A 24,212-nucleotide genomic window follows, 5' to 3' on the forward strand; every position below is an offset into this window, starting at 1 on the left:
CCCGGCCCCGGCCGGGCGCCCGGGCCTCAGCGCGGCCCGGCGGCCTCCGCGCGGCCGACGACCGCGCCCGCCCGGTCGACGCAGAGCACGTCCACCGCGACCGGCGCGCCGCGCAGCACCTCCAGGGCGGCGCCGCGGGCCGCCGCGGCGACCAGGCCGCCCAGCGGCACGCCGTCCGCCGCGCAGAGCCGGACCGCCTCCAGCGCGGTCCCGGCCGAGGCCACGGCCTCCACCAGGGCGTCGCCGGCGCCGCCCTCGCGGGCGAGCCGCGCGAGGAGGGCGTGGTCGACCCGGGAGCGGCCCGAGTGCAGGTCGAGGTGGCCCGCGGCCAGCTTGGACAGCTTGGCGAAGCCGCCCGCCACCGTGAGCCGCGGCACGGGGTGGCGGCGCAGGTACTTGAGGACGGCGCCCGCGAAGTCGCCCATGTCCAGCAGCGCGTCCTCGGGCAGCCCGTACGCCTCGACGGCGGCCCGCTCGGAGGTGGCGCCGGTGCAGGCCGCGACGTGGGTGCGCCCGGCGGCGCGGGCCACGTCGACGCCGCGCCGGATCGAGTCGATCCAGGCGGAGCAGGAGTACGGCACCACGATGCCGGTCGTGCCGAGGATCGACAGCCCGCCGAGGATGCCGAGGCGGGGGTTCCACGTGGAACGGGCGATCTCCTCCCCGTGGTCGACGGAGAGCTCGACCTCCACGTCGCCGCTGCCGCCGTGCCGGGCGGCGACGGCCGCGACGGCGTCGCGCACCATCCGCCGGGGCACGGGGTTGACGGCGGGTTCGCCGACGGGCAGCGGCAGGCCGGGCCGGGTGACGGTGCCCACGCCGGGCCCGGCGCGGAAGACCACCCCGGAGCCGGGCGCGGCCGGGCGGACGGTGGCGCGGACCAGGGCGCCGTGGGTGACGTCCGGGTCGTCCCCGGCGTCCTTGACGACGCCCGCCATGGCCCGGCCCTCCGCCAGCTCCTCCGCGGCGAGGGCGAAGGACGGCCGCTGCCCGCCGGGCAGGACGACGGCCACCGGGTCCGGGAAGTCCCCGGTCAGCAGGGCGGTGTACGCGGCCGTGGCCGCGGCGGTCGCGCAGGTGCCGGTGGTCCAGCCGTGCCGCAGGCCGCTGCTGCGCAGCTGCCCGGCGCGACCGCCCCCGCCGCCCGATCCGTCCCGTGCGCCGCCCCCGCCGCCCGATCCGTCCCGTGCGCCGCTGCCGCTGCCGCTGCCGCCGTCGCCCCGCCGCTCAGCCACGGGTGCCCCTGCGGCGGTCCCGGCGGCCGCGGCCGTGCGGGCCGCGGGGGTGTGCGGTGAGGGTGCTGGTCCTGGGCGGCACGGCGGAGGGCCGCCGACTGGCGGACGTGCTGGCCGCCGACCCCGCGGTGGACGTGGTCAGCTCGCTGGCCGGCCGCACGGCGGAGCCCCGGCTCCCCGCCGGGCTGGTGCGCACCGGCGGCTTCGGCGGCCCGGAGGGGCTCGCCGCCTGGCTGCTGGAGCAGCGGGTGGACGCGGTCATCGACGCCACACATCCCTTCGCCCGGACCGTCACCGCCAACGCGGCCGTGGCGGCCGCCGCCGTCCATGTTCCCCTGCTGGTCCTCCGGCGCCCCGGGTGGGTGGCCGGACCCGGCGACGCCTGGCACTGGGCCGGGTCGGTGGCGCAGGCGGCGCGGCTGGTGCCGTCCCTGGGCCGGCGGGTCCTGCTGACCACGGGCAGGGGGGAGGCCGCGGCCTTCGCGGAGGTGTCCGGCGTGTGGTTCCTGGCCCGGTCGGTGGAGCCGCCCGACCCGCCGCCGCCCGCCCACGTCCGGGTGCTGCTCGCCCGCGGGCCGTTCACCGTGGAGGGGGAGCGGGAGCTGCTGGCAGGGCACCGCATCGACGCGGTGGTGACCAAGGACAGCGGCGGGGAGGCCACCGCCGCCAAGCTCACCGCCGCGCGCGAGCTGGGTCTGCCCGTGCTGCTGGTGCGGCGGCCGCCGCTGCCGCCGGGGGTGCCCGCCGCGGAGGACGTCGCGGGGGCGGTGCGCTGGCTGCGGGGGCTGTGAGACCGCCGCCCCGCCGTCCTCCGCGCCCCGCCGCTCCCGCTCCCGCCCCCGCCCCCGCGTCCGTGCCCGTGGCCTCCGCCCGCCCCCCGTTCCGGTCACCCCGTTCCGGTCACTCCTCGTCCGAGGCGAGCGCGTTGACCGCGGCCGCCGCCATCGCGCTGCCCCCGCGGCGGCCGTGCACCACCAGGTGGTCCAGCGCCGCGGGGTGGGCGGCCAGGGCCTGCTTGGACTCCGCGGCCCCGACGAAGCCCACCGGCGTGCCGATGACCAGGGCCGGGCGCCCGGCGCCCGACTCGACCAGCTCCAGCAGCCGGAAGAGGGCCGTGGGCGCGTTGCCGACGGCGACCACCGCGCCGTCCAGCCGGTCCCGCCACAGCTCCAGGGCGGCGGCGCTGCGGGTGGTGCCCAGCTCGCGGGCCAGGTCCGGCACGGCCGGGTCGCCGAGGGTGCACACCACCTCGTTGTCCGCGGGCAGCCGCCGGCGGGTGACGCCGTGGGCGACCATGGCCACGTCGCACAGCACCGGCGCGCCGGCCCGCAGCGCGGCCCGGCCGCGGGCGACCGCCCCCGGGCCGAACGCCAGGTCCCGGACCAGGTCCACCATGCCGCAGGCGTGGATCATGCGGACGGCGACCCGCTCCTCGGCGGGCTGCAGGCCGGCGAGGTCGGCCTCGGCGCGGATCGTGGCGAACGACCGGCGGTAGATCTCCGCACCGTCCTTCTCGTACGCGGTCACGGGTGTCCTCCCGGTGGGCTCTGGCAGGGGTACGGGTACAGGGTGCTGGGTGCCGGGCGGGGCTCAGCCCGCGTCGAGGAGGGAGTGCAGGGAGCGCACGAGGGCGGCGGTGAAGGCGTCCCGGGTCCCCGTGTCCACCAGGTCCAGCGAGAGGTAGGGGTTGAGGTCCTCCAGCTCGACCAGGAGCAGCCCGCCGTCGCGGGTGCGGCAGGCGTCCACCCGCTGGATCCCGTGGTCGAGGGTGTTCCAGTCGACGAAGCGCTGCGCGAACTCCAGGTCGGCCGCGTCCGCCCGGTAGGGCTCCAGCTCCCAGCGGCGGTCCGGCCGGGGTGCGTACAGGGCGTACTGGAAGACCCGGTCGACGAAGTAGAACGACACCTCGTACCGGAAGTCGATCCGGGGCTGCACCAGCAGCCCGCCGTCCGCGACGGGGCCGGCGAGGCCGGGGAGGCCGGCGGCGGGGACGGTCCGCAGGCCGAGGGAGTCGGCGCCCTGCACCGGCTTGACGACGTACGCGGCCGCCTGCGGCAGGCGGCCGAGGTCCTCGCTGCGGTCCGCGGTGGGGATGACCGGGTACCCGGCCGCGGTCAGCTCCACCAGGTAGCCCTTGCCGGCCATGTCGCCCCGGCCGTGCAGCGGGTTGAGGACGCGGGTGCCGTGCGCGGCGGCCCGGGCGCGGAACGCGTCGTACGCCTCGCGGTGGTGCAGCACCGGGCCGCTGTTGCGGACCAGGACGGCGTCGAAGCCGTCCATCAGCCGCACCGCGTCGACCGGGTGGCACAGGGCGACGGTGAACTCCTCGCGCAGCCGGGCGGAGAGGAGGGTGTCCTCGTCGCCGTAGCGGCGGCCAGCGGCGGGGTAGGTCAGGTCGGTGACGTGCAGGACGGTCGGTCTGGCGGCCACGCCGGCTCCTTCGCGGGGGACCGGTGCGGGTCACCGGCCCCCGTATGGTTACCAGGCGGCCCGGTCAGGGGCGGCCGGGGGGTGCGCCGCCGCCCCCGGAGGGCTCCGCGCCGGTGCCGCCGGGCATCCGCAGGAACCAGTCGGCGGCGGCCGCCGCCACCTCCTCCAGCGTGCCGGGCTCCTCGAAGAGGTGCGTCGCGCCGGGGACGACGACGACCTCGTGGGGCGCGGTGAGCAGCGCGGCCGCCTCCCGGTTCAGTTGCAGCACCTCGTGGTCCCGGCCGCCGACCAGCAGCAGCACGGGCGCCCGGACCCGGCCCAGCGCCCGCCCCGCCAGGTCCGGTCGGCCGCCGCGGGAGACCACGGACCGGACCCGGTCCGGCCGCTCCGCCGCCGCCTCCAGGGCGGCCGCCGCGCCGGTGCTGGCGCCGAACAGGCCCAGCGGCAGGCCGGCCGTCGCCGGGGCGGCGGCGGCCGCGTCCACGGCCGTGACCAGCCGCTGCGACAGCAGCGGGATGTCGAACCGGTACCCGGCCGTCACGGCGTCGATCCGCTCCTCCTCCTCGGTGAGCAGGTCGAGCAGCAGCGTCCCCAGGCCGGCCTGCTGCAGGACCCCCGCCACGGCCCGGTTGCGCGGGCTGTGGCGGGAGCTGCCGCTGCCGTGGGCGAAGAGCACCAGGCCGTGCGGCCGCGCGGGGAGGACGAGGTCGCCGGCGAGGTGCGACCCGTCGAGGGGGATGCGGACCGGCTCCTCGGACACGGTGCCTCCAGGTGGTGCGCGTGGTGCGGTCAGCGCCCGACGTCGCGGGCCAGCTCCAGGGCCAGCACCCGGTCGAGGTGGGCGAAGGTCTCGAACCGGGACCCGGCCGGCACCTCCTCCGCCTCCTCCAGCCGGTGCAGCAGGGCGAGGGCGGTCCGGGTGTCCAGGCCGTCGGCGAACCGGGCGCGCGCCTCACGGACGGTCGCCGCGTGCATCGGACGGGACGGCTCGCGCGCCCATGCGGCGACCAGCGCCCGCCACCGGGCGGTCGTGGCGGCGGCCCGCCCCAGGTCGCCGGAGGTGAGGTCGGCCGGTTCGCCGGGCGCCAGGCCCAGGAGGGCGAGCCGCAGGGCCGGGGGGTCGTCCAGGGCGCCGGGGGGCGCCGTGACCGGGCCGACGTCGATGCGGCCGGCCCCGGGGGCGGCGTGCGGCACGGCGCCGGGGCAGACCACGTGCACGTCGGCCGGTCCGCCGAGCGCGCCGGTGACGTCCTGCACGCCCACCTGCACGGTCGGCGGGTGGACGTTCAGCAGGGCGGCGTCCCGCATCAGCTCCTTCACCCGCTCCTCGGGCAGGTCCGGCAGGGCCAGTCCGAGGACGGTCTGCCGGCCCCCGAGGGCTGCGGTGCGCAGCAGCACGTCGGCGACGACGAGCGTCCGCAGGGCGCAGAGGCCGGCGGTGCCGCCGTCCGCGGGGTGGGCGTCCGGGCAGGAGGCGTCGGCGTGGATCCGCAGCAGGGGCATGGCCAAGACGTCCTCCGGGGGTCGTGCGGCTCCTCCCTTCAGGGTGCACCGCCGCAGGGCCGCCGCGCACCCCGCGGCGCGGACCGGACCGTCACCGGCCGTCCAGCCCCGGGCCGTCCAGCCGCGGGCCGTCCCGTCCCGGGCCGGGCCCCCGTCACCGGCCGTACGGCGGCCGGTCCCGGGACATGCGCCGGGCGACGACGGCCAGGTCGACCGCCGCGACGGCGGCGAAGGCCGCGCACAGGGCCGCGAAGAAGACGTAGGTGTCGCGGTTCGGGGCGCTGCCGCCGGGGACGGTCCGCCAGGCCAGGAGGGCGAAGGCCGCCGCGCCGACGGCGAAGAGCGCGCCGAAGACCAGCGACAGGGTGCGGCGCAGGGGCAGGTCGCTGCGGGCGTGGCGGGGTTCGGTGCCGCTGCGGCGGGGGCCGGCCATGTCGTCACCTCGATCCGGCTCGGCAGGGGCCGTTCCGTGCGGACCGGCTCCTGTCCGGCCTGGTCGCCTACCCCCGGGGCGCGGTCGCAGTCGGGCCGGTCCGGTGCCGTCCCCGCCGCTTCCCTGGTGGGCGGGCCCCCGGGCCGTCCCGGGCGTTCCGCCGTACGGGGCGCCGGACGGCCGGTGCGGCCCTAGCATGGCGGACTGACGGGTCGTCGGCTGCCGAGGGCAGGGGTGGGAGCATGGTGGAAACGGCTGACTGGATGCGTCCGCAGACGGGGGTGGAGCCGGTCGACCTGCGCACCGACCTGCCCCACTCGGCGCGGATGTACGACTACTGGCTCGGCGGCAGGACCAACTTCGCGCCGGACCGCGCGCTCGGCGAGATGTTCGAGAAGCAGATCCCCGGCATCCGGGCCATGGCCCGCGAGAACCGGCGGTTCCTGGGCCGCGCGGTGCGCCACCTGGCGGCGGAGGGCGGCATCCGCCAGTTCCTGGACATCGGCACCGGCATCCCCACCGAGGGCAACACCCACGAGGTCGCGCAGGCCGTCGCCCCCGACAGCCGGGTGGTGTACGTCGACAACGACCCCATCGTGCTGGCGCACGCGCGGGCCCTGATGACGGGCGGCCGGGAGGGCGGCACCGCCTACATCCACGCCGACCTGCGGGAGCCCGGCAGGATCCTCGCCGACCCGGCGCTGGCCGGGACCCTGGACCTGGACCGGCCCGTCGGCCTGACCCTGGTCGCGGTGCTGATGCTGCTGGAGGACGCCGAGGACCCGTGGGGGCTGGTCCGGGAGCTGATGGACGCGCTGGCGCCCGGCAGCTACGTCGCGGTCACCCACCCCGGCGCCGACTTCGACCCGGAGGCCATGGCCGGGGTCGCCGCGATGGCCGCCCAGGGGGGGATGACGCTGGTGCCGCGCACCCGCGACGAGGTGGCGCGGTTCCTCGGCGACTGGGAGCCGGTCGAGCCCGGCGTCGTGCCCGTCATGGGCTGGCGCCCGGACGGCGAGCCGCCGGCCGACCCCGCGGCCGCCTACTACTGGGCGGGGGTGGCCCGCAAACGCGGGTGACCCCGCCCCTCGGCGTCCCGCCCCCGGCGTCCGGCCCCGGGCGTCCCTTCCCGGGCGGCCCCTCCCCGCGGTGCCCCCGCCGCGGCCCTCCCCGGTGAACCGTTTCCGCCCGGGGCGCGTAGGCGCTCCCGACGGCGGTCGACGGCACCGGGGAGTGGTCCATGGCGATCGGTGCGCTGCGGCGCCCGCTGACGGTGCTGCTCCTGCTGTGCGCGCTGCTGCCCCTGGGCGCCGGGCGGGCGGCCGCCCACGCCGTCCTGGAGCGTGAGGCCCCCGCCGACGGCGTGCTCCTGCGGACCGCGCCCACCGAGGTGGTCCTCCGCTTCAGCGAGGACGTGTCGGTGCCCCCGGACGCCGTCCGGGTCCTGGGCCCGGACGGCCTGCGCGCCGACGACCGGCGGCCCGGGCACGCCGGGGGCGACGGCCGCACCGTCCGCGTCGGCCTCGGCGGCCGGCTGCCCCGGGGGACCTTCACGGTCTCCTGGCGGGTGGTCTCCGCCGACGGCCACCCCGTCTCGGGCGGGTCCTCCTTCTCCTTCGGCCGCGAGTCCGCCGCGGTGGCCGCACCCGCCCAGGACACGGGCGGCGGTCCGGTCGCCCTCCTCTACGGCGTGGGCCGCGGCCTCTCCTACGCGGCGTTCTGCCTGCTCGCGGGCGGTGCGTTCCTCGCAGCCGTGTGCCTGCGCGGGCCGGTGCCCGCGCCGCTGCGCCGCCTCCTGCTCACGGCCTGGCTGGGCCTGGTCGCCGCCACGGTGCTGCTGCTGGTGCTGCGCACCCCGTACGAGTCGGGCGGCTCCCTCGACGCGGCCGCGCTGCGGGCGACGGCGGGCGGCAGGCCCGCGCGGGCGCTGCTGCTGCGGCTGGCCCTGGCCGTCCTGCTGGGCCCGGTGCTGCGGCAGGCCGAGCCGTACCCGGCCGGGCCGCGCCGGGCCGGTCCGTCGGCCGTCGCGGCGCTGCTCCTCCCCGCGGCGCTCGTCTGCGGCACCGCGGCCACCTGGGCCGCGGCCGAGCACGCGTCGGTGGGCCCGCAGGCCGCCCTGGCGGTGCCGCTGGACCTGCTGCACCTGCTGGCGGCCGCGGTGTGGCTGGGCGGCCTGGCCGCGCTGCTCGTCCTGCTGCGCCGGGCGCCGGAGCCGGCGGCGCGGGCCGCGGGGGCGGCGGCCCGCTTCTCGCGGGCGGCGCAGGCGGCGGTCGCGGTGCTGGCGGTGACGGGGGCGTACCAGTCCTGGCGGCAGGTCGGCTCCTGGGACGCCCTCACCGGGACCGGCTACGGGCGGCTGCTGCTGGCCAAGCTCGCCGGGGTGGCGCTGCTGCTGGCGGCGGCCGGGTACTCGCGGCGGTGGACGGCGCGCCCGGCCCGGCAGCCGCTGCGGGCGGACGCCCGGACGGCGGTGGCCGTCGCGGCCGTCGCGGCCCGGCCGGCGGCGGACGCCCGCCCGGCGGCCGCGGACGGCCCGCTCGGGTCGGACGCCCCGGCTGGCGGCCCGGCTGGCGCCCCGGACGAGGGTCCGAGCGGGTCGGACGGCCCGGACGCCCCGTTCCCGGAGCCGGCGGAGGCGGCACCGGGGACGGGCGACGCCCGGCGCCGGCTGCTGCGCTCGGTGGCCGCCGAGGTGGCCGTGGGCGCGGTCGTGCTCGCGCTGACGACCGCGCTCACGGCGGCGGAGCCCGCCCGGACCGGCCGGGGGTCCGCGGCCGCGGCGGCCGCCCCGGCGCCGACCGCGTTCCTGGAGCTCCCCTTCGACACGGGTGCCCCGGCGGGCCGCGGCCGGGGCAAGGTCGACGTCGTCATGGACCCCGGCCGCACCGGCGACAACACCCTGCAGGCCGTCGTGCTCGCCCGGGGCGACGCCGTCGCGCTGGTCCCCGAGGTCCGGGTCCGCATCGCCCTGCCGGAGCGGGGGATCGGCCCGATGGAGGTGCGGCTGCGGCGGCGCGGCTACGTCTGGCAGGCCGACGACCTGCGGGTTCCGCTGCCGGGCCGGTGGACGGTGACCGTGGTGGTGCGCACCTCCGACACCGACGAGGACACCGTGACCGGCCGGATGGACGTCCCGCCGTACCGGTGACGCCGACCCGCCGGTCCGGCCGGTCCCGCAGCTCCCGCCGGTCCGGCCGAACCCTGCGGCCCCCTGCTCCGTACTCCTTGGGGGCGGCAGGACCGCCCGGTCAGGAGGAAGGGCCATGGACGACCGGATCCGCTACACGCTCACACGCACCGACGGAGCGGGTGGGGCGGGGGGCCTGCGGGAGTCGCTCTCCCGTGTCGAGGGGGTGTCCGAGGTGGCCGTCGACCGGGCCCTGCGCACCGTGACCGTCCGCGGCACCGACCTGGAGGGCTGCCTGCTGCGCGCGGCCGCCGGGACGGCCGGCTACGCCCTGGTGGACGCCGTCGCCGTCTGACGCGTCCCGCCCCCGCCCCCGCACGTGCCGGAGACCCGCCCCGGCCGTCCGCGCCGTGCGCGATGCTGGTCCCCTGGAGGCGGACGGGCGTGCGGAAGGGGACGGCGGGCGATGGCTGCGGACTGGGCGTGCGTGGAGGCACCCGAACCCCTGGGCGGGGTGAGCGTGGCGGTGACGGCCGCCGGGGCCGCCGCCGTGTCGTTCTCGCCCCGGCCGCCGGACGGGGCGGACCCCCGCCTGGCGGCCGCGCCGCCCGCCGGGGAGGAGCGGGCCGCCCTGGTGGCCCGGCAGGTCGCCGAGTACCTCGCGGGGCGGCGGCGCGCCTTCGACTTCCCCGTGGACTGGGGCCTCACCGCGGGGCCGCAGCGCACCGTCCTGCAGACGCTGCACCGCACCGTCGGCTACGGCCGCACCGTGACGTATGGGGAGCTGGCGGCGGCCAGCGGGGTGTACGACGACGTGGCGCCCGGCGAACGGTGGGCGGGCGCGCGCGGCGTGGGGCAGATCATGGGGTCCAACCCGCTGGCGCTGATCGTGCCGTGCCACCGGGTGGTCGCCGCGGACGGCCTGGGCGGCTACGGCGGCGGGTACGGCGGGGTGGGGACCAAGCGCTGGCTGCTCACCCTGGAGGGCGTGCTGGCGCCCACCCTGGACTGGAACGGGCCCGGCTGAGACCCGTCCGGGCGCGGACGCGCCGGAGGCCCGGCCGGTGCCCGGCCGGTGCCCGGCCGGTGCCCGGCCGGGCCTCCCCGGGACGTCAGGACGTCCGCTGCCCCGGCTGCGGTGCGGGCGCCGCGGGTCCGGCTGCGGGTGCGGGCTGCTGCGGCTGTGCCTGCGCTGCCGGGGCCTGCGCCGGTGCGGGGGCCTGCGCCTGCGGGTCCTGCGCCCGGTGCGCCTCCTCGGGGGCGATCCGCTCCACCGTCGGGGACTCGTCCCGCATCGCCTTGGTCTCGGCCTTCAGGATGCGCATCGACTTGCCCAGCCCCCGCGCGATGTCCGGCAGCTTCTTGGAGCCGAACAGCAGGAACACCACCACCAGCACCAGGATCAGGTGCCAGGGCTCCAGTCCGTTCCTCAACCACACGGTCGGCTCACCCCTCTCTGCGTCGCAGGTCCGGGCGGACGCCCGCACCCTCCTGAAGTATCACCCTCGCGAGCCGGTCCGTCAGGCCCCTCCCTCCCCGGGCGCCGCCCGCCCGGGGAGCCCCGCGAGCCCCGCCAGCACCCGGTCGGGCCGGATCGGCAGGTCCAGCGGCCGCCAGCCGGTGGCGTTGTGCACCGCGTTGCCGATCGACGCGGCCACCGCCACCGTGGAGATCTCGCCCAGGCCCACGCCCCCGCCCGGCACGTGCTCCCAGCCCTCCTCGTGGAAGCGGACCGTGATCTCGGGGATGTCGCCGATCCGCGGCAGCCGGTAGGAGTCGAGGCTGTCGGTGAGCACCGCCCCGGTCACCGGGTCGGTGCGCCGCTCCTCGTGCAGCGCGTAGCCGACGCCCTGCACGATGCCGCCCTCGCACTGGCTGCGGGCCAGCCGCTCCGCGTAGATCCGCCCGGCCGCGATCCCCGCCCAGATCCGCAGCGGCCGCACCGTGCCGAGCCCGGTGTCGACCTCCACCTCGGTGACGTTGACCGCGCCCGCGAAGCCCCGGCCGATGGCGAGCCCGCCCAGCGGGAACGGCGTGACGTACCCGCGCCGGTCGCGCCGCCGCCGGCCGACGACCCGCAGGCCCTCGGCGCCGTCCAGCGCCGCGGCCGGCCCGCCCGGCAGCGCGGCCCGCAGCCGGGCGGCGGCGTCGAGCGCGGCGGGCCCGATCGAGGGCGTGCCCGAGCTGGCGGCCGACGCCGGCCCGTGCACCGTGCCGCTGTGCCCGACCTCGACGCGGACCCGGTCGGCGGGCAGCCCCAGCTCGGCGCGGAGCACGTCCGCGATGACGCTGCGGCTGCCGGTGCCGATGTCCTGGGTGGCGGTGCGGGCCACCACCACGCCGCCCTCGACGGTCAGCTCGACCTCGGCCGCCGGGTCCAGCAGGTACAGCCAGTTGGCGGTCGCGACGCCCACGCCGCGCCGGAACCGCCCCGTGGCCGACCCGGACGGGGCCCGCCCCGCCCAGGCGGGCAGCGCCGCCGCCCAGTCGTAGACGGCGGCGCGCCTCGGGTTGCCGTCCCAGCGGCGGCGCAGCGCGATCGGGTCCTCGCCGAGCCGGTGCGCCGCCTCGTCGACGGCCTGCTCCAGCGCCCAGGCCATCGGCGGCCCGCCCGGCGCCCGGAACGGCAGCCCGGGCGGCGTGTGGGTGACCACGTCGTGGTCGCGCAGCCGGCGCGGCGCGGTGCCGTACAGGTAGCGGGCGAGCGCGGCGCTGTTGGTGCCGACGGCGGTGCCGCCGTCGCCGTGCACGTCCAGGGTGAGCGCGGCGAGGTTCCCGTCGGCGTCGGCGAGCAGGGACAGCTCGGCGCGGGTGGCGGGCCGGTGGCCGCCGTGGGCGAGCTCCTCGGCGCGGGTGAACACGACCCGCACGGGGGCGCCGGCGGCGCGGGCCAGCTCCGCGGCGGCGACCGTCTCCACCCCCAGGCCCACCTTGGCGCCGAAGCCGCCGCCGACGTGCTCGGCGTGCACGTGCACGCGCTCCGGCGCCAGTCCCCAGCGCTTCGCGGCGGCGGCCCGCACCTTGGCGACCGACTGGGTGGAGACGTGCAGGTGCAGGTCACCGGCCCCGTCCCAGTGGGCGACGCAGGCGTGCGGCTCGGGGGAGGAGTGGGACTGCGCGGCGGTGGTGAAGACGGCGCTGACCAGCCGCTCGTCGCCGCGGGCGCGGGCGGCCGCGATCCGCTTGGCGGCGGTCCCGCCGCGCCAGCTGAAGTCGGCCGGCCCGCGGACGTTGCCCCGCCACTTCGCCGGGGGCGGCGGCGCCTCGTTGGACCGGGGCGCCGCCCTGCGGGCCTCCGCGGTGCCGTACACCAGGGGCGCGTCCGGCCGCCGGGCCGCGTCCGCGTCCAGGACGGCGGGCAGCGGCGTCCACTCCAGCGGCAGCGCGGCCGCCGCGGCCAGCGCCGCGGCCCGGGTGGGGGCGGCGACGGCGGCGACCGGCTGTCCGGCCCAGCGCGCCGTGCGGTCCGCGCCCAGCAGGTCCACCACGGCGGACGCCCCGTCGTGGGCGGCGGGCACGGCGCCGACCCGGGCGTGCGGGTGCGGGGAGCGCACCAGGACGCCCTCCAGCTGCCCGGGCAGCCGCACGTCGGTGGTGTACCGGGCGCGGCCGGTCGTCTTCTCCGCGGCCTCGACGCGGGCTGGGGCGGTCCCGTCGGGGGCGTCGTGCTTGCCGGCGCAGGCCGCGGCGACGGCGGCGAGGATGCCCTCGTACGCGCCGCAGCGGCACACGTGCCCGGCCAGTGCCTCGGCGATCTCCGCCCGGGCCGGCTCGCCGTCGCCGTTCTTCGCGCGCCACCGGTCGGTGAAGGCGGCGGCCGCCACCACGAAGCCGGGGGTGCAGTAGCCGCACTGCAGGGCGTCGTGCGCGGCGAACGCCCGCTGCACGGGGTGGTCGCCGCCCAGCCCCTCCACGGTGGTGACCTCGCGGCCGCCGACCTCGGCGCAGGGGGTGGTGCAGGCGGTGGCGGGCTCGCCGTCCAGCAGCACGGTGCAGGAGCCGCAGGCCCCGGTGCCGCAGATCGTCTTGGTGCCGGTGAGCCCCAGCCCGTCCCGGAGCGCCTCCGCGACGGTGCTGCCGGGGGCCGTGCCGACGCTGCGGCGCGCCCCGTTGACGGTGAGGTCCGTGTTCTCCATGCGCACATCCTGGGGGCGGCGCGACGCCCTGTCAGGAGGGAACCGGAAATCCGTGCGGCCCGGACCCCGGACCGGGGTCCCGGAGATCGCCGGGGCCGCTAGAGTCTGCGCTGAACGGACGTCACCCATCCTGCCCCGGCAGGGAACGGAGGACCGCAGTGCCGGACCGCGACCCGCGGCCGACGGCCGACCGCCGGCCCGTCGGCGCCCCTCCGCCGAACATCGCCCGGATCTACGACTACCTCCTGGGCGGCAAGGACCACTTCTCCTCCGACCGCGAGGTCGGCACCCTCATCGAGCGGAACACCCCCGAGATCCACATGGGCGTGAAGGCGCAGCGCGACGTGCTGCGCCGCGTCGTGCGCCACCTGGTCGCCGAGGCCGGGATCACCCAGCTCGTCGACATCGGCTCCGGGCTGCCCAGCGCCGGCAACGTCCACGAGGTCGCCCACGCGATCGACCCGTCGGTGCGCGTCGCCTACGTCGACAACGACCCGGTGGTGCTCACCCACGCCCGCGCGCTGCTCGCCGACAACGACCGGACGATCGTCGTCGAGGGCGACCTGCGCCGGCCGGCCGGGATCCTGGCCGACCCCGCGCTGCGCGCCCACATCGACTTCGGCAGGCCGGTCGGGCTGCTGCTCTGCGGCATCCTCCACTACGTCCTCGACGAGGAGGACCCGGCGGGCGTCACCCGGCAGCTGTACGACGCCCTGGCCCCGGGCAGCCACGTCTTCGTCCACCACCTGGTGGCCAACGGGGACGACGCCGACCCCGACGCGGTCTCCATCGAGCGGGCGCTGCGGCAGAGCGTCGGCCGGGGCCAGTTCAGGACCCTGGAGGAGATCGCGGCGCTGCTGCACGACCTGGAGCCGGTGGAGCCCGGGGTCACCCTGGTCTCCCGCTGGCGGCCCGACGCCGACACCGCGCAGCTGGAGGAGCACCCGGTGCTGCGCCTGGCGGCGGTGGCCGTCGCCCGCAAGGGCTGACCCCGCCCCCGGACCTCCCGGGCGGCCGTACGTCGTGCGGGCGGACCGGCCCGGGCCGGTCCGCCCGGGCCGGGCGGCCACACGGTCCGGCGGCCCGTGCCGGGCCGTCAGCGGCGGTCCGCCGCCGCCGCGTCCACCGCGATCATGGTGGCCTGCATCAGCGCCACCGGCTTGCCCGAACCGGTCGTCGCGTCGGCCCCGCCGAGGGACTCCACGGCGGCGGTCACCACGGTGATCGTGCGCCCGGAGCGCACCACCGTGGCGGCGGCGCGCAGCCGCTCGCCCACGCCGGGGCTCAGCAGGTTCACCTTGAACTCCACGCTGAGCACGTTCTTCCCGGCCGGCATCATCGACTGCGCCGCGGCCCCGGCGGCGGCGTCGGCCAGCGCGGTGACGGCCCCGGCGTGCACGAAGCCGTCCTGCTGGGCGACCTCCGGGCGCACCGGCAGGTCCAGCACCACCCGGCCGGGCTCCACCTCCACCACCTCGACGCCCAGCGTCCGCAGCAGGCCCTGGCGGGCGAGGGTGTCCCGCACCCGGTCGGCGGCGGCGGTCTCGTCGGCGGTCGCGGTCATGGTCTCGGCTCCAGTCGTACGGTGCACGGCGGTCCGGTGCACGGGCCCGGCCACCATGCGCGGCCCGCGCCGCCCCCGTCAAGATCGCCCCGCCGCGGCCGTCCCGGCCGGGTCCGCCCCCGCCGCCCCGGCCCCCGCCCGCCGCGCTCAGACGCCGTCCACCTTGAACGGGTCGTGCTCGGCGAGCAGCTTCTCCAGTCGCGCCTGGTCGACCCGGTTCACCACCTCCGCGCTCTCCTGCCGGTCGCGCACGCACTTGGCCAGCGTGAACGCCGAGGTGACCACGTACAGCAGCCCCACCGCGAGGAACGCCCGCGTCCACGGGTCGACGGGCAGGCAGGCGATCCCCGTGGCGAGGGCCGCACCGGACAGGGCGAAGGAGAGGACGGCCTGGACGTAGTAGGCGGACGTGGTCCGCGGCTGCATCGATGCGCTCATGTCCGCATGGTGGCGGCGACCGGGCGCCCCCGCCTGAGTACGGCTACTCAACCCCGGCCCGTGCGTCCCCCCGTGCCTCCCCTGCCCGTCCCCCGTCCGCCTCCCGTGCGCCTTCCCGCGGGCCCCGCGTGCGGCCCCGGGCACGGCCGCGGGCCCGGGGCGTGATCCCCGGACGGCCGGGGCAGACGCACCCCCGCAGCTGTGCAGGCACAGCGCCGACGCCGGCGGGACCGGCGCCGGGGGCCGCGACTGTGGAGGACCGCACGATGAGTTCCAGAGCAGGGCAGGACACAGGACCAGGGGCGCGGGACGCCTCCTCGCCGCCCCCGGACGGCCGCACCGACCTGCGGCCGGGACCGGCCGCGGCGGGCGCGGGCGCGGCCGGGTCCGGCGGCGCTGCCGGGGCCGGCGACGGGGTGCAGACCGGCACCGTCCGCACCAAGGTCCCCGCACGGCTGGACCGCCTGCCCTGGTCCTCCTGGCACTGGCGCATCATCATCGGCCTCGGCACCGTCTGGATCCTGGACGGCCTCGAGGTCACCATCGTCGGCAACATCGCCGGCCGCCTCTCCGAGAAGGGCAGCGGCCTGGCGATCTCCGCCGCCCAGGTCTCCGGGCTGGCCGCCGCCCTCTACGTGGCGGGCGCCTGCGCGGGCGCGCTCTTCTTCGGCTGGCTCACCGACCGGTACGGCCGCAAGAAGCTCTTCATGCTGACGCTCCTGGTCTACCTGGCCGCCACCGCCCTGACCGCGGTCTCCTGGACGGCCTGGTTCTTCCTCCTCTGCCGCTTCCTCACGGGCTTCGGCATCGGCGGCGAGTACGCGGCGATCAACTCCGCGATCGACGAGCTGATCCCGAGCCGCCACCGCGGCCGGATCGACATCATCATCAACGGCTCGTTCTGGATCGGGGCCGGCGCCGGCGCGCTGATCTCCGTCCCGCTGCTGAACACCGCGTTCCTGGCCGTGAACGTCGGCTGGCGCCTGGCCTTCGGCCTGGGCGTCGTGCTCGGCCTGGTGATCCTGCTGGTCCGCCGGCACGTCCCGGAGAGCCCGCGGTGGCTCTTCATCCACGGCCGCGACCACGAGGCGGAGGACGTCGTCGCCGAGGCGGAGCGCACCGTCGAGGCGGAGAAGGGCGTGCGGCTGGAGGAGCCGGACGAGGCGATCACCATCCGGCAGCGCCGCAGCATCGGCTTCCTCACCATCGCCCGCACCATGGTGAAGCTCTACCCGGGCCGCACCGCCCTGGGCCTGTCGCTCTTCATCGGCCAGGCGTTCCTCTACAACGCGGTGACCTTCGGGTACGCCACCATCCTCAACGCCTTCTTCCACGTGCCGAACGGCTCGACGGGCTACTACTTCGTCGTGATCTGCGTCGGCAACTTCCTCGGCCCGCTGCTGCTGGGACCGCTCTTCGACTCGGTCGGCCGCAAGCCGATGATCTCCGGGACGTACATCCTCTCCGGGGTGCTGCTGCTCGGCACCGCGGCGCTCTTCCAGAACGGCGCGCTCTCCGCGACCACGCTCACCCTCTGCTGGACCGTCGTGCTCTTCTTCGCCTCGGCGGGTGCCAGCTCGGCGTACCTGACCGTCAGCGAGGTCTTCCCGATGGAGACCCGCGCGCTGGCGATCGCCTTCTTCTACGCGGTGGGCACGGCGGTCGGCGGCATCTCCGGCCCGCTGATCTTCTCCAAGCTGGTGAGCACCGGGAAGCCCGGCGACACGGCGCTGGCCTTCGCGATCGGCGCGGGGCTGATGATCGCGGCGGGCGTCGTGGAGCTCTTCCTCGGGGTGAAGGCGGAGCGGCGCGGCCTGGAGTCGATCGCGCTGCCGCTGACGGCGGAGGAGCCGAAGGCCGGCGCGGTGGCGGCCTGACCGGCCGGCCGCACCGGACGGACCACCGCACCCGAGGACCCTCTCCTCACCCACGGTGACCGATTCCTGACGGGGCGGGAGGGACGTGGCGCCGCGGATCGCACGATCCGCGACAAAACGCCCCTCCCGCCCCTGCCGTATCACCCCGCATCGTCCAAGTGGCTTGGAATCACGGCGTCCTGCGATTAACGTTTGATAACGCAGCGCGGTCGCAAACGCCGTACCACGACGGCACCGTGCGCCATCGCCTAATCCCACGGCGCCGCCCCCTCGGTGCCAGGGAGCCGGGGAACCACGTTCCTTGGGGTGAATCGGCCGTACCGGACCTGCCCGCTCCCCGACGAGGCGTCACCCCGCCTTCCGCCGGGGTCCGGACCCGCAGGCCCGTGGCCGTAGGAGACCTTCCTGCTCCGAACCCGTCAGCTAACCCGGTAGGCGAGAGGGAAGGAAAGGAGTGCGCCAAGCCGTGGCGTCGTCGTACCCCGAGGGCATGCCCTCGACCCTGCCCCTGCCGTCGGAGCAGGCCTGGGCCCCCGTCCCCGAACCCGTCGCCGCCCTCGCGGGCGACCCCGACCGCGGCCGCCACCGGCTGCCCCGGCAGCGCGGCGGTGTCGGCTCCTCCGCGGTGATCGGCGTCGCCGCGATGGCCGCCACCCTCGGCACCACCGGCTTCACCACGTACGCCGCCGCCTCCGCGGCCGAGCACGCGGACGAGCAGGGGAGCGCCGACGCCGTCGACCCCGGGCTGGCCCTCGCCGCCCGCATCCAGGCCCAGGCCGACAGCCAGCGCACCGCCGCCGACGAGTCGGCCCGGATCCAGGCCGCCCGCGACGCCGAGGCCAAGCGCGCCGTCCAGGAGCAGGCGGCCAAGGCGTCCGAGGCCAAGGAGCTGGCCGCCCGGCGCGTCGAGGAGGCGCGGCAGAAGAAGGAGGCCGCGGAGCGCGCCGCCCGCGAGGCGGAGCGCAGGCTGCTCGGCACCTTCGTCGTGCCGGTCTCCGGCTACACCCTCACCGCCGGCTTCGGCCAGGCCGGCTCGTACTGGTCCCACCTGCACACCGGACTGGACTTCGCCGTGCCCACCGGCACCGCCGTGAAGGCCCTGGGCGCGGGCACCGTCACCTCGGCGGCCTGGGCCGGGTCCTACGGGTACCGCGTCATCGAGACGCTGCCCGACGGCACCGAGATCTGGTACTGCCACCTCTCGTCGATCGTCCAGGGCTCCGGCAAGGTCAGGCCCGGGGACGTCATCGCCCGCTCGGGCGCCACCGGCAACGTCACCGGCCCCCACCTCCACCTGGAGGTCCGGCCGGGCGGCGGCGCGCCGATCGACCCCAAGCCCTGGCTGACCGGGCACGGCCTCGAGCTCTGAGACGCGTTCCCCCTCCGTCCCCGACGGCCCCGGTGATCCCCCCCGACACCGGGGCCGTCGGTCTGTCCGGGCCCGCCCGACCGCGCCTGCCCGCCCGACCGCGCCTGCCCGCCCGTGCGGGCAGGTCCGTGCGGGCCGGCCCGGGGCGCGCCCTCAGCCGCGCCGGTCGGCCACCACGTACGACGCCAGCGCCACCGCACCGGACACCGCGAACACCGAGGGCCACGCGCCGAGCCGCTTCGCCAGGGGGTGCGACCCGGCGAACGCCGCCGCGTACAGCCCGGTCAGCGCCACCGCGCCGCCCGTGCCCGCCTGCCGCCGCCACTGGCGCGCCGCCACCGCGCCGGCCGCGGCCAGCGCGACGCCGCCCAGCGGCCGCCGCTTCGTCCACCGGGCCACCCCGTAGCCCCCGACGAGCCCGCCCGCCGCCACCGCCGCCGTCGGAACCTTCGCCACCGTTCTCCTCCTCCGCGTCCGGACCTGCTTCCACCCCGACCCTAGGCCGCCGGACCCGGTCCGGCGGCGCCGGGGCATCGCGGACCGCAGGTGTCCGCGTTCCCTCCTAGCGTGGTCCCACCGACGAAGAAAGGGACCGTCCCATGGCGACCTCCTCCGCAGCCCCCGCCCCCTCCGCCCCCTCCGGGACCCCCGCCCCCTCCGGGACCCCCGACGGGGAGCGCGGCGACCTCCTGCGGATCCTGTCCGACCAGCGCCGCCTGCTGCGGATCGCGGTCCGCGGCGTCACCGACGAGGACGCCCGCCGCCGCACCACCGTGAGCGGGCTGACCCTCGGCGGCATCCTGCGCCACGTCACCGCCTGCGAACGCTCCTGGGTGGGCCTGATGACCCGCGGCGACGGCGTCATGCCCGAGGGCATGCTCGACGGGGACCAGCACCGGATGCGGGACGACGAGACCGTCGCCGGGCTCCTCGACGACTACGCGGCGGCCGCCCGCGAGACCGAGGAGGCCGTGGCCGCGCTGGAGAGCCTGGACCGGCAGTGCCTGCTGCCGCGGTTCCCCTGGGGTCCGCAGGAGGACGTCCACTGGTCGGCCCGGTTCGTCCTGCTGCACGTCCTGCGGGAGACGGCCCACCACTGCGGCCACGCCGACATCGTCCGCGAGGCCCTGGACGGGTCCAGCACCACCGCGCAGATGGCGGGGGACCCCGCCGCCTGACCGGACCGGCTGCCCGGTCGGACCGGTTGCCCGACCGGACCGGACCGGCCGGCTGCCGGGCCCGGGCGGCCGCGTCCCGCCGCCGGCCCCCTCCGGGCCCGGCCTCAGGCCGCGCCGTCCCCCGAGAGCGCATCGAGCCCGGCCTGGTCGGGCTCGGGCGCCAGGTCCGGGTACTCGTCCCGCAGCAGGGCCGGCAGGCCCGGGACCGTCCACTCGCCCAGCAGCCGCACGGCCTCCTCGGCGACCAGCCGCCCGTACCCCTCGACGTCGCGGCCCAGCTCGGGCGGCAGGCCGCCACCCGTGGCGATCATGGCGGAGAGGCTGCGGTACACCCGCTCCAGCAGCCGGTTGCCGAGGAGGAGCCGTGCGTTGTCCGTCGTCATGCCCAGCATGAGGACCCGGGTGCCGTCCCACGCCTCGGGCCGGCCGTGCTCCTCCTCGGGCACCACCAGCTGCGGCAGCGCCGCCCAGGCGGCCGCGCGCCCCTCCGGGCCGAGCTCCCGGTAGGCGTCCAGCCGGGCCCGCACCGCCGCCGGGTCCGCGAGGTCCACGCCGTCCGCCCGCAGCAGCATCGCGTACAGCCGGGGCCAGGTCAGCCGGCCCGGGATGCGCATCACCAGCGGGAAGCCCTCGGCGAGGGCCGCGACCTCCGCCTGCAGGCGGGCCTGCCGCTTGGCGTTGAGCCGCTTGGCCGCCCGCTGGTGGTCGACGACCGCGGCCAGCGCGTCCAGGTACGCCCCGCAGCCCTCGGCCTCCGCGTCGGCGGTCATCGGCAGCAGCTCGTACAGGAGGCGGTCGGCGTCCTCGGCGGTGGGCTCGGGGAAACCGTCGTGCATGCGGGCGCCGGAGAGCTCCAGCAGGGTGAGCACGGCGCGCAGCGGCCGCTCCGCCACCTCGCGGCCCTGCTCGGCGCACCAGGCCAGCAGGTCGTCGGTGCGGGTGCGGGGGGTGAGCTCGAGAGCCGTGGTGTCCATGCCCTCACCGTAGCCCGGACGCCGGGGCCCCTCCGCCGTCTCGCCCGCCGTCTCGCCCGCCGTCCCGCCGAGCGCCCCCCTCTGCGGTCCCGGACCCGCGGCGGCGGCCCCCGCCGCGGGTCCGGCCGCGGGTCCGGCCGCCTCCGGCGGCCCGTCCGCGGGTAGAGTCGCCCGCCGTGCACCCCGTACAGATCCGAGGCCCGCGGCTGGCGCTCCGCGAGTTCACCGCCACCGCCGCCGACACCGACGCCCTCCAGGGGATCTTCGGCGATCCCGAGACCGTCCTCCACCTGCCCTTCGGGACGCGCGACCGCGCCACCTGCGAGCAACTCGTCGCGGGCTACCTGAAGGACGCCGCGACCACCCCCCGCACCGCCTACGCCCTGGCCGTCGAACGGCGCGACACCGGCGAGGTGGTCGGCACCGCCTACTTCTGGACCGCCGACGAGCACGCCGGGGTCATCGGCTACGCGCTGCACCGCGGCAGCTGGGGCTGCGGGCTCGGCTCGGAGACCGTGCACCTCCTCTGCGCCCTGGGCTTCCGCGGGCTCGGCCGGCACCGCCTCACCGCCGACCGCGAGCCGCTGAACGAGGCGTCCGGGCGCGTGCTGGAGAAGGCGGGGTTCACCGTCGAGGGCTACGCCCGCGAGAACGTCCTGGTGGACGGTGAGTGGCACGACTCGGTGCGCCACGCGCTCCTGGAGTACGAGTGGCAGCCCCCGGAGGGCATCACCCTCGCGGAGGCGTAGCCGCCCGGCGGGTCCGGTGCCGCGCCGGGGCCTGTGCCCCGGGGGTCCGGTGCCGCGCCGGGCCGCGGACCCGCGTGCGCCCGGACCCCCGTGCGCCCGGCGGGTGCCGTGCCCGGCCGGTCCGTGTCCGTCTGCCGCATGCCCGCTCGCCCCGGCCCGCTCGCCGGGTGCCGGCCGCCCGGAGGGCGACCGGCGCTCGGCGGGGGCGTGCGCGCCGGTGCGGCAGCGCCAGGGGAGCGCTTCGCCTGAAGTTCACGCTGGCGGCGGGTACACCGCTGGCGCGGTGCCGCAGGCCGGTGGCACGGTGGAGGGACACCCCGCACGGCCTGCCGCGCGCCGCCGCCCGGCGGCCCGCCCCCGTGGCCCCGGCCCTCGACCCCCGACCCTCGAAGGGTGCGGTCACCGCATGGACCAGACCCTCACCGCCACACTCGACCGGCGCGCCGGACTGACCGTCCTCACCCTGGTCGGAGACATCGACCACGACGCCCGCCCGATGCTCGACCGCCTGCTCGCCGGGCTCCCGGAGCCGCTCGGCCGGATACGTGTCGACATGCGCGGCGTCGCCTTCATGGACTCCGCCGGCCTGCACTTCCTGGCCGAGCTCCACCGCCGCCAGTCCGGGGGCGGGGACGGGGCGCCCACACTGGTGGGCATCCGGCAGCAGCCCGCCGACGTGCTGCGGATGACGGGCATGGACGCCCTGCTCACCATGGCCGCCTGACGGAGGGCCGTGCGGCGTGCGGCACCCGGACGGCCCCGCCCGGCGCGAGAACCCCGCCGCGCCGCCGGAGCACGGAGCGCGAGGCGGCGCCCGCCGCACCCCCGCCGCACCCCGTCCCCCTCGGGACAGGCCCGTGTCCTCCATGCGCGTCGCCCGGGTCGCCGCACGTGGAGGACGCCCTGGCCGTCAGCGCGCCCGGCGGTCTCCGGCCGGCGACCGAGGCCGTCCCGCTGCCGCAGGTGGACGAGGCGTACGCCCGCATGCTCCCGGGCGCGGCCCGCTTGCTTGCGGTGCTCCTCCCGGACTGAGGCCGGGAGCGGGCTCCGGGACGCGCCCCGGAGCCCGCTCCGCGCGCCGTCAGCCGGCGGCGGCCGCCTTCAGCTTCCCGACCTGCTTCTCCAGCAGCTCCGGCGCCACCTCGGGGGCCCGGTCGCCCTCCATGAAGTCGAGGGCGGCGAAGAGGGCGAGGGACGACCCGGAGCGGACCTGCACCATGCGGATGACCAGCGGGGAGCCGTCGGAGCTGCCGGCCAGGTCCAGTGCGATCGCGTCGTCGCCCTGCGAGGGCGCCTGTACGACCTTGACCTTGATCTTCGTGACCGTGCCGTCGCTGTTGTCCTTGGAGGTGTAGGACGGGCAGGCCTTCACGGCCGCCCTGAGGTCGGCCATGGCCCGCTCCGCCCCGCCGGGCGCGTAGGCGGCGATCCGGCTGAACGTCATCACGGTGGGCTTGTCGGTCCGCGGGTAGTTCTGGTCCACGGCGGCGGTCGGCTTCACCGCCCGCTTGCCGGCGCCCATGTCCTGGATGGGCTGGCAGGCTGCCGGCGTGGCGGTCGCCGTCGAGCCGAGGAGGTCCTCGCCCTTCGCCGGCCGGGCGACCCTGTAGCCGGACGGCAGGTCGGCGGCGGTCAGGGCCGCGCGCTTCAGCTGGGCGGCGGTCAGGGCCGGTGCAGGGGGCGTGGACGGGGAGGCGGCCTCCGACGGGGAGGCGGGCGCGGAGGAGGCCGGCCTCGCCGCTCCGGCCGCGTCCGCCCCGCCCTTCCCGCTGCCGCTGTCGCAGGCGGCGGCACCGAGTGCCAGGACGGACAGCAGGGCGGCACCGGTCAGCGCCGGACGGGAAAAGCGGGGCATGGGTCGATCTCCTCGGGCGGGCCGGCGGGTGCGGACACTCTAGGGGATTGCCAACTCTTTACCCAAGGGTTTTCCGGGGTCTCCCGGCCCGCTCCCGCCCCGGGCCCCGGGGTCCGGGCACCGCCCACGACGAGTCGTCAGAAGCATGCACGGGCAGGGTTCCTGGTCCCTTCCCGCCGACCGCGACGCCCCGGCAGCCCCTCCCCGCCGTCCCGGCCCGGACCGCTCAGCCCGCCCGCTCGGCGGCGCTGCGCTCCACGCAGAACTCGTTGCCCTCGATGTCCGCCAGCGTCACCCAGCCCGTCCCGTCGGGGCGGCGGTGGTCGCCCACCAGCGAGGCCCCCAGGGCCAGCAGCCGCTCCACCTCCTCGTCCCGGGTGCGGTCCTGCGGCTGCAGGTCCAGGTGGACCCGGTTCTTCACCGCCTTGCGGTCGGGGACGGCCACGAACAGCAGCGTTCCGGCGGGTGTCGCCACCAGTGCCTGGGGGTCGCCGGGCCGGTCGTCCTCGGCCAGGGAGGCGCCGAGCACCTCGGCCCAGAAGGCGCCCAGCCGGTAGGCGTCGGAGCAGTCGAAGGTCACGTGTCGCATGAGAGAGGTCATGGCGCACCACAGTGCCGGTCGCCGCGCCGCCGCACCACTGCTTTCCGCCGCGCGACCGGCTCCCGCAGGGGCCGCGGCTCCGGCAGGGCCGACGGCTCCCGCAGGGGCCGGCGCGGAGAAGGCGGTGTCGGAGGGGTCGCACAGGGTGCCGCCCATGTCCGACCTCTACGCACGCGAACTGCACGTCAGGATCCGTGACGCCCTGTCGGACGCCGAGGCGGCCGGGCTCCGCCGGCACCTCGGCCTGGGGCCGGGTCCGGCCGGTCCGACCGCTACCGCCTCCCTCTCGGTCGCGTACGGCGACGGGGGCGGGGGCGGGGACGGCGGCTCCGGGACCGAGGACGACGAGTACCCCCTGCTGGGCGGCCGCGGCCCCGCACACCGGATCGGCGGCACCCTGACCGCGGACCTCGCCCCCGACGGGACGGTCACCGCCCGCCAGGAGCCCCATCCCGACGACTTCCACGACGTCGGCGTGCTGCTCGCCTGGCTGGCGGCCCGGGCGGACAGCCCCGGTCCTGCGGTCGTCGTCGGCACGCTCCGCTTCCACGAGTCCTCCGTCGCGCACCCCCTCACCGTCACCGGCGGCGCGGTCGACTGGCCGACCTGACGGCCGTTGCGGCTGTCGTTGCGGCTTTCGTCGCCGCTGCCGTCGCCGCTGCCGGGCCGGGGCTTGTCCGAAGGTCCGGCCCCGGAGGTCCGCGCACCCCTCTGGACGGATGGTCTGCGCGCAGATAATCTAT

Annotated in this window: 27 protein-coding genes and 1 riboswitch; of the genes, 13 read left to right on the forward strand and 14 right to left on the reverse strand. The window is 77.9% G+C overall.

The features are described from left to right. Positions 1-26: 26 nt before the first annotated feature. Positions 27-1,118, reverse strand: coding sequence for a cobalt-precorrin-5B (C(1))-methyltransferase (locus LO771_RS13965; protein WP_230652242.1), 1,092 nt, complete (start codon positions 1,116-1,118; stop codon positions 27-29). 173 nt (positions 1,119-1,291) lie between these two features. Here LO771_RS13965 and LO771_RS13970 point away from each other — a divergent pair, with 173 nt between their 5' ends. Next, positions 1,292-2,026 carry a cobalt-precorrin-6A reductase gene (locus LO771_RS13970; RefSeq protein WP_230652144.1) on the forward strand — a complete coding sequence of 245 codons (735 nt, stop codon included), beginning with the start codon at positions 1,292-1,294 and terminating at the stop codon, positions 2,024-2,026. Between the two features lie 109 nt (positions 2,027-2,135). Here LO771_RS13970 and LO771_RS13975 read toward each other — a convergent pair whose 3' ends face one another. From LO771_RS13975 to LO771_RS13995, 5 genes are all read right to left on the reverse strand, one after another. Continuing rightward, a complete protein-coding gene (locus tag LO771_RS13975; RefSeq protein WP_230652145.1) occupies positions 2,136-2,762 on the reverse strand; it encodes a precorrin-8X methylmutase in 627 nt (208 codons plus the stop codon). Positions 2,763-2,825: 63 nt separating this feature from the next. Next, positions 2,826-3,665, reverse strand: a complete 840-nt coding sequence (locus LO771_RS13980; RefSeq protein ID WP_230652147.1) for a hypothetical protein — start codon at positions 3,663-3,665, stop codon at positions 2,826-2,828. A 64-nt stretch (positions 3,666-3,729) separates the two neighbouring features. Beyond that, positions 3,730-4,425, reverse strand: coding sequence for a dienelactone hydrolase family protein (locus tag LO771_RS13985; RefSeq protein ID WP_230652149.1), 696 nt, complete (start codon positions 4,423-4,425; stop codon positions 3,730-3,732). Positions 4,426-4,454: 29 nt separating this feature from the next. Further along, the gene (locus tag LO771_RS13990; protein ID WP_230652151.1) at positions 4,455-5,168 is read right to left on the reverse strand and encodes a hypothetical protein; all 714 of its coding nucleotides are present in this window, start codon (positions 5,166-5,168) and stop codon (positions 4,455-4,457) included. Between the two features lie 154 nt (positions 5,169-5,322). Continuing rightward, positions 5,323-5,601 (reverse strand): DUF6343 family protein, encoded by a 279-nt coding sequence (locus LO771_RS13995; RefSeq protein ID WP_230652153.1) that lies wholly within the window; start codon positions 5,599-5,601, stop codon positions 5,323-5,325. 242 nt (positions 5,602-5,843) lie between these two features. Between LO771_RS13995 and LO771_RS14000 the strand changes: the two genes are divergently transcribed. From LO771_RS14000 to LO771_RS14015, 4 genes are all read left to right on the forward strand, one after another. Then, positions 5,844-6,680, forward strand: coding sequence for an SAM-dependent methyltransferase (locus LO771_RS14000; protein WP_230652155.1), 837 nt, complete (start codon positions 5,844-5,846; stop codon positions 6,678-6,680). 161 nt (positions 6,681-6,841) lie between these two features. Beyond that, positions 6,842-8,749, forward strand: a complete 1,908-nt coding sequence (locus LO771_RS14005) for a copper resistance CopC family protein (protein ID WP_230652157.1) — start codon at positions 6,842-6,844, stop codon at positions 8,747-8,749. Positions 8,750-8,864: 115 nt separating this feature from the next. Continuing rightward, a complete protein-coding gene (locus LO771_RS14010) occupies positions 8,865-9,083 on the forward strand; it encodes a transporter (RefSeq protein WP_230652159.1) in 219 nt (72 codons plus the stop codon). Between the two features lie 111 nt (positions 9,084-9,194). Continuing rightward, a complete protein-coding gene (locus LO771_RS14015) occupies positions 9,195-9,755 on the forward strand; it encodes a methylated-DNA--[protein]-cysteine S-methyltransferase (RefSeq protein WP_230652161.1) in 561 nt (186 codons plus the stop codon). 85 nt (positions 9,756-9,840) lie between these two features. Here LO771_RS14015 and tatA read toward each other — a convergent pair whose 3' ends face one another. After that, positions 9,841-10,167 carry a Sec-independent protein translocase subunit TatA gene (gene tatA, locus LO771_RS14020; RefSeq protein WP_230652163.1) on the reverse strand — a complete coding sequence of 109 codons (327 nt, stop codon included), beginning with the start codon at positions 10,165-10,167 and terminating at the stop codon, positions 9,841-9,843. A gap of 81 nt (positions 10,168-10,248) precedes the next feature. Continuing rightward, positions 10,249-12,864, reverse strand: coding sequence for a molybdopterin-dependent oxidoreductase (locus LO771_RS14025; RefSeq protein ID WP_230652165.1), 2,616 nt, complete (start codon positions 12,862-12,864; stop codon positions 10,249-10,251). A gap of 158 nt (positions 12,865-13,022) precedes the next feature. On the opposite strand from LO771_RS14025, the gene LO771_RS14030 reads away from it, so the two are divergent. Continuing rightward, positions 13,023-13,853 (forward strand): SAM-dependent methyltransferase, encoded by an 831-nt coding sequence (locus LO771_RS14030; protein ID WP_230652167.1) that lies wholly within the window; start codon positions 13,023-13,025, stop codon positions 13,851-13,853. Between the two features lie 107 nt (positions 13,854-13,960). Here LO771_RS14030 and LO771_RS14035 read toward each other — a convergent pair whose 3' ends face one another. Together LO771_RS14035 and LO771_RS14040 are read right to left on the reverse strand one after the other, a co-directional pair. Beyond that, complete coding sequence (locus LO771_RS14035) at positions 13,961-14,428, reverse strand: PaaI family thioesterase (RefSeq protein WP_230652169.1); 468 nt, start codon at positions 14,426-14,428, stop codon at positions 13,961-13,963. Positions 14,429-14,575: 147 nt separating this feature from the next. Then, a complete protein-coding gene (locus LO771_RS14040) occupies positions 14,576-14,866 on the reverse strand; it encodes a YiaA/YiaB family inner membrane protein (RefSeq protein WP_230652170.1) in 291 nt (96 codons plus the stop codon). Between the two features lie 266 nt (positions 14,867-15,132). Here LO771_RS14040 and LO771_RS14045 point away from each other — a divergent pair, with 266 nt between their 5' ends. Next, positions 15,133-16,743 (forward strand): MFS transporter, encoded by a 1,611-nt coding sequence (locus LO771_RS14045; RefSeq protein WP_230652172.1) that lies wholly within the window; start codon positions 15,133-15,135, stop codon positions 16,741-16,743. Between the two features lie 235 nt (positions 16,744-16,978). After that, a riboswitch (cyclic di-AMP (ydaO/yuaA leader) is annotated at positions 16,979-17,196 on the forward strand. A gap of 13 nt (positions 17,197-17,209) precedes the next feature. Next, the gene (locus LO771_RS14050; RefSeq protein WP_230652174.1) at positions 17,210-18,112 is read left to right on the forward strand and encodes a M23 family metallopeptidase; all 903 of its coding nucleotides are present in this window, start codon (positions 17,210-17,212) and stop codon (positions 18,110-18,112) included. A 153-nt stretch (positions 18,113-18,265) separates the two neighbouring features. On the opposite strand, the gene LO771_RS14055 is transcribed toward LO771_RS14050, so the two are convergent. Then, on the reverse strand, positions 18,266-18,568 hold the full coding sequence (locus tag LO771_RS14055) for a hypothetical protein (protein WP_230652176.1): 303 nt from the start codon (positions 18,566-18,568) through the stop codon (positions 18,266-18,268). A gap of 143 nt (positions 18,569-18,711) precedes the next feature. Between LO771_RS14055 and LO771_RS14060 the strand changes: the two genes are divergently transcribed. Then, on the forward strand, positions 18,712-19,290 hold the full coding sequence (locus tag LO771_RS14060; RefSeq protein ID WP_230652178.1) for a DinB family protein: 579 nt from the start codon (positions 18,712-18,714) through the stop codon (positions 19,288-19,290). A 104-nt stretch (positions 19,291-19,394) separates the two neighbouring features. Here the strand turns inward: LO771_RS14060 and LO771_RS14065 are convergent, their stop codons facing one another. After that, on the reverse strand, positions 19,395-20,264 hold the full coding sequence (locus LO771_RS14065) for a hypothetical protein (RefSeq protein WP_230652180.1): 870 nt from the start codon (positions 20,262-20,264) through the stop codon (positions 19,395-19,397). 176 nt (positions 20,265-20,440) lie between these two features. On the opposite strand from LO771_RS14065, the gene LO771_RS14070 reads away from it, so the two are divergent. The 3 genes from LO771_RS14070 to LO771_RS14080 all read left to right on the forward strand — a co-directional run bounded on the left by LO771_RS14070 (position 20,441) and on the right by LO771_RS14080 (position 22,045). Continuing rightward, positions 20,441-21,013, forward strand: coding sequence for a GNAT family N-acetyltransferase (locus LO771_RS14070; RefSeq protein ID WP_230652182.1), 573 nt, complete (start codon positions 20,441-20,443; stop codon positions 21,011-21,013). Between the two features lie 406 nt (positions 21,014-21,419). Further along, positions 21,420-21,737, forward strand: a complete 318-nt coding sequence (locus LO771_RS14075) for an STAS domain-containing protein (RefSeq protein ID WP_230652184.1) — start codon at positions 21,420-21,422, stop codon at positions 21,735-21,737. Positions 21,738-21,904: 167 nt separating this feature from the next. Next, entirely contained in the window at positions 21,905-22,045 is a 141-nt protein-coding gene (locus LO771_RS14080) for a hypothetical protein (protein ID WP_230652186.1), read from the forward strand. Between the two features lie 49 nt (positions 22,046-22,094). Here the strand turns inward: LO771_RS14080 and LO771_RS14085 are convergent, their stop codons facing one another. After that, complete coding sequence (locus LO771_RS14085) at positions 22,095-22,868, reverse strand: hypothetical protein (RefSeq protein ID WP_230652188.1); 774 nt, start codon at positions 22,866-22,868, stop codon at positions 22,095-22,097. 226 nt (positions 22,869-23,094) lie between these two features. Then, complete coding sequence (locus LO771_RS14090; RefSeq protein ID WP_230652190.1) at positions 23,095-23,469, reverse strand: VOC family protein; 375 nt, start codon at positions 23,467-23,469, stop codon at positions 23,095-23,097. A gap of 154 nt (positions 23,470-23,623) precedes the next feature. Here LO771_RS14090 and LO771_RS14095 point away from each other — a divergent pair, with 154 nt between their 5' ends. Beyond that, the gene (locus LO771_RS14095) at positions 23,624-24,079 is read left to right on the forward strand and encodes a hypothetical protein (protein WP_230652192.1); all 456 of its coding nucleotides are present in this window, start codon (positions 23,624-23,626) and stop codon (positions 24,077-24,079) included. Positions 24,080-24,212: the final 133 nt, after the last annotated feature.

Source organism: Streptacidiphilus sp. ASG 303 (genome assembly GCF_020991365.1).
GTDB lineage: Bacteria > Actinomycetota > Actinomycetes > Streptomycetales > Streptomycetaceae > Peterkaempfera.